The following is a 4,239-nucleotide window of genomic DNA, read 5'->3' as shown; positions in this document are numbered from 1 at the left end:
GCGCGACGGTGTCCTACGACCCCAACGCCCGGCCGTCCCTGATGGGCCGACCGGAGCAGGCCCGCCGCCTCGTCGAGAGCTCCATCGCCCTCGCGGACGTCGTCAAGCTGAGCGACGAGGACGTCGAGTGGCTCTGTCCCGGCGAGGCGCTCGACGAGGTGCTGAGCAGGTGGGGAGCGCTCGGCCCGGCCGTCGTCGTCGTGACGCGCGGCGGTGCTGGCGCCGTCGTCCACGTCTCCCGCACCGGCGAGCAGCAGGCCTTGCCCGCGCCCAGCGTCGAGGTCGTCGACACCGTCGGCGCCGGCGACTCCTTCATGGCCGGCCTCGTCTCCGGCCTGCTCGACGCAGGACTGCTCGCCGGCCCTGAGGGGAGGAGGCGGCTTCGCGCCGCGGACCTCGCCCTCCTGGTTCCCGCCGTGGAGCGCGCGCTGCGCGCCGGGGCGCTCACGGTCGGACGCGCCGGGGCCTACGCCCCGACGCGCGCCGTTCTCACGTAGTAAGTTCGACCCTCTGGTCACACCCCTTTCACAGGCGGCACACGCACGGCCCGCCGGTTCCCCTCCCGGCTGCTGTGGCCGAGCACGATGGTCGAACGCAGGTACCGGGTAGGTCACGGCCACCCGAATCACTGGACCGACCTGCGACGACGCGGTAGGAATGACTTGGTTCACGTGACGCAGGTCACGTTGATCTGGTGGGGATCGACGCACAACTCAACGACGAGGAGCGACCATGAGCGGAATTCCCAGACGGGCACTGCAGGCGGGCGGGGTGGTCGCCGCGGCAGCCCTGGTGCTGGGCGGCTGCCTGCAGAACCCCAACGCCTCCGGCGGTGGCGGCGCTGGCGGCGGGGCCGGTGGCTTCATCGACAGCGGCACGGCCGACGGTGACAAGGTCGTCACCATCCTCGGCGCGTTCCCTGGCGCCGAGGAGAAGAACTTCAACGCCTCGCTCGCGGACTTCGAGAAGTCGACTGGGATCGATATCAAGTACACCCCCGACGCGGACTTCACGACGACCATCAAGCAGAAGGTCAGCGCGGGCGACTCCCCCGACATCGGCCTCTTCCCCCAGCCCGGCGGAGTCACCGAGTTCGCGGCTCAGAAGAAGATCTGGCCGGTCGACACCTACCTCGACTACGACCAGCTCCAGAGCACCCTGCTCCCCGGCTTCCTCGACGCCGGCCGTTACAAGGGGCGGGTCTACGCCGCGCCGATGCGCAACGCGGTCAAGAGCATCGTGTGGTACCCCAAGGCCGCCTACGAGAAGGGCGGCTACAACACCGCGCCCCAGACGATCCAGCAGCTGCGGACCGGCGTCGCCGACAAGATCGCCGCCACCGGCATCACCCCGTGGTGCATCGGCTGGGCGTCCGACCAGGCCACCGGCTGGGTCGGCACCGACTGGGTCGAGGAGCTCATGCTGCGCATGTGGGGCCCCGACGTCTACGACCAGTGGACCTCGCACCGCATCCCCTTCAACGACCCGCGCGTCGTCAAGGCGCTCGACGAGGCCGCCAAGTTCAACAAGGACCCCAAGATGGTCCTCGGTGGCACCAAGGGCGTCCTGAACACGAAGTTCGGCGATGCCATGACACCGGCCTTCGCCAACCCACCCAAGTGCCTGCTGCACCGGCAGGGCAACTTCGCGACGAACTTCTACCCGAAGAACGTCCAGGCGGACCTCGACAACCAGGTCGGCATCTACGCCTTCCCCCGCTTCGAGGGTGGCTACAACGGCTCGGCGATCCTGGGTGGCGGTGACCTCGCGGCTCTCTTCAACGGCACCGACCCCGACGCCAAGAAGGTCATGGCGTTCCTGACCTCCGACAAGTTCGGCGGCCCGTGGGCCAAGGCCGGCGGCTGGCTCTCGCCGCACAAGACCTTCGATGTCAAGAACTACCCCGACGAGACGACCAGGAAGATCGCGGACATCGCCAACAAGGCCAGCGTCCTGCGGTTCGACGGATCCGACCTGATGCCCAAGTCCATCGGTTCGGACGTCTTCTGGAAGGAAATGGTCAAGTGGGAGAACGGTCAGTCGTCGCAACAGACGGCTGACAACATCGAAGCCGCCTGGCCGAAGTCATGACCGCCCAGACCAGCGCGGCAGCGCCGCGCCAGAAGCTGCGGCGCGAGGACCCGGGGGSCGCACTCCGAGCCAACCCGGGCAGGATGGTTCTCGGCATCGTCGGCATGGTCGGCATCGTCTGGGTCCTGGCCAACCTCTTCCTCGCCTTCGCCTACTACCCCGAGAAGTTCGGGAGCAAGATCGTCATCGGCATCCTCGCGGTCATCGTGGGAGTGGGCGGCGCCGCGCTCCTCTTCTACTTCCTCAACATGTTCGTCGAAGGCCTGCCGCGACGACTGTCCGAGGGCGTCATCCCCTACGCGTTCATCCTGCCCGGTCTCTTCTTCGTCGCGCTGATGCTGGTCTACCCGACGTTCCAGACGATCAACTACTCGTTCGCGAACGCCGACAGCACCGCCTACGTCGGGCTGCAGAACTACAAGACGATCTTCAGCAGCCAAGAGTTCTGGCAGTCGATCATCAACAACATCCTGTGGCTGCTCATCGTGCCTGCTTTCGTCGTCGCGTTCGGCGTCGTCGTCGCCGTGCTCGCCGACAAGCTGTCGGCCACCGGCGAGAAGGTCTCCAAGAGCCTGATCTTCCTGCCGATGGCCATCTCGGCCGTCAGCGCCTCGGCGATCTGGCTGCTCGTCTACGCCTACAACAACCCCGGTCAGGCCCAGACCGGCCTGCTCAACGCGATCTGGGTCGCGTTCGGTGGCCAACCGCAGACGTGGCTCGCCATCGACACGGCCCACCTCAACTCGATCCTGCTCATGGTCATCCTGATCTGGCTGCAGGCCGGCTTCGCCATGGTGCTGCTCAGCTCGGCGATCAAGGGCGTCCCCGAGGACACCCTCGAGGCGGCTCGCATCGACGGCGCGAGCGAGGTCCAGATCTTCTGGCGGGTCGTCATCCCGCAGATCCGGGGCACGATCATCACGGTCTTCGTGACGGTCTTCATCACGGTGCTCAAGGTCTTCGACATCGTCTACGTCACGACCAACGGCGCCTACAACACCAACGTCATCGCGAACCTCTTCTTCAACAAGCTGTTCGCCCAGGGCGAGGCGGGCCAGGCGACGGCCATCGTCGTCGTCCTGCTCCTCGCGGTGATCCCGCTCATCTGGTACCAGATCAAGCACTTCCGCGACGAGGAGGCCAACTGATGAGCCGCGCACTGATGAAGGACGGTCGCCCGCGCAGCACGTTCTCGATCGTCACCATGACGGTCCTCACGATCCTGTGGACCATACCGACACTCGGTCTGTTCATCGACTCGTTCCGCAGCCGTGACGACGCGACCACCTCTGGCTGGTGGACGGCGCTGGTCCACCCGTTCAGCACCAACTGGACGACGAGCAACTACGTGGGGGCGTGGACGGGCCAGGACCTCAAGACCGGGTTCATCAACAGCCTCGTCGTGGCCATCCCGGCCACGATCATCCCGATCATGTTCGCGGCCTTCGCCGCCTACGCGTTCACCTTCATGGAGTTCCCGTTCAAGGAGTTCTTCTTCCTGCTCATCATCGCCGTCATGGTGGTCCCCATTCAGGTGGCCTTCCAGCCGATGCTCAACATCCTCGGCCCGCGCGGTCTCGGCATCTCCGGGCAGTACATCGCGGTCTGGTTGCTGCACACCGGGTTCGGCATGCCTCTGTGCATCTACGTCCTGCGCAACTACATGAGCACGCTGCCGCGCAGCGTCGTCGAGTCGGCCAAGATCGACGGGTGCAGCCACTTCCAGACGTTCTGGCGTCTGGTCGGGCCCATGTCGGTCCCGGCCATCGCGGCTTTCGCGACGCTGCAGTTCCTCTGGGTCTGGAACGACCTGCTGATCGCCAAGCTCTTCCTCTCGAGCGAGAACACGACGGTCATCGTCAGGCTGCAGCAGCTGCTGGGCACGCAGGGCCAGGGCGCGGAGCTCCTCACCGCGGGTGCGTTCATCACGATCATCGTCCCGATGATCGTGTTCGTGACGCTCCAGCGCTTCATGATCCGCGGCATGACCTCCGGCGCGGTCAAGGGCTGACCGCCCGTCGCCAGCACCCACGTCAGTCCCCTTCCAGCCGTTCACTAGGCTGGGAGGGGACTTTCGTGTGCCGGGTGCCACCCGGCATACGCCAGTGCGGTGGGTGCCCCCGCCCACCACGGAACGCAAGGAGCACG

At 66.4% G+C, this 4,239-nt stretch carries 4 protein-coding genes; all 4 read left to right on the top strand.

The genetic code is table 11. The features are described from left to right. On the top strand, positions 1-497 hold a 497-nt coding region (locus tag AC1DP0_RS18870; RefSeq protein ID WP_478087442.1), incomplete at its 5' end, for a PfkB family carbohydrate kinase. A 235-nt stretch (positions 498-732) separates the two neighbouring features. Beyond that, on the top strand, positions 733-2,091 hold the full coding sequence (locus AC1DP0_RS18865) for an ABC transporter substrate-binding protein (RefSeq protein WP_478087440.1): 1,359 nt from the start codon (positions 733-735) through the stop codon (positions 2,089-2,091). Then, a complete protein-coding gene (locus tag AC1DP0_RS18860; protein ID WP_478087438.1) occupies positions 2,088-3,239 on the top strand; it encodes a carbohydrate ABC transporter permease in 1,152 nt (383 codons plus the stop codon). Before AC1DP0_RS18865 ends, AC1DP0_RS18860 begins: the two co-directional genes overlap by 4 nt. Then, positions 3,239-4,102 carry a carbohydrate ABC transporter permease gene (locus AC1DP0_RS18855; protein WP_478087435.1) on the top strand — a complete coding sequence of 288 codons (864 nt, stop codon included), beginning with the start codon at positions 3,239-3,241 and terminating at the stop codon, positions 4,100-4,102. The genes AC1DP0_RS18860 and AC1DP0_RS18855 overlap by 1 nt, the downstream gene beginning before the upstream one ends. Positions 4,103-4,239 lie beyond the last annotated feature (137 nt).

This window comes from Terrabacter sp. P5_B1 (assembly GCF_056400505.1).
Note: the sequence above shows the minus strand (reverse complement) of the source record. Positions and strands in the feature narration are given on the sequence as shown.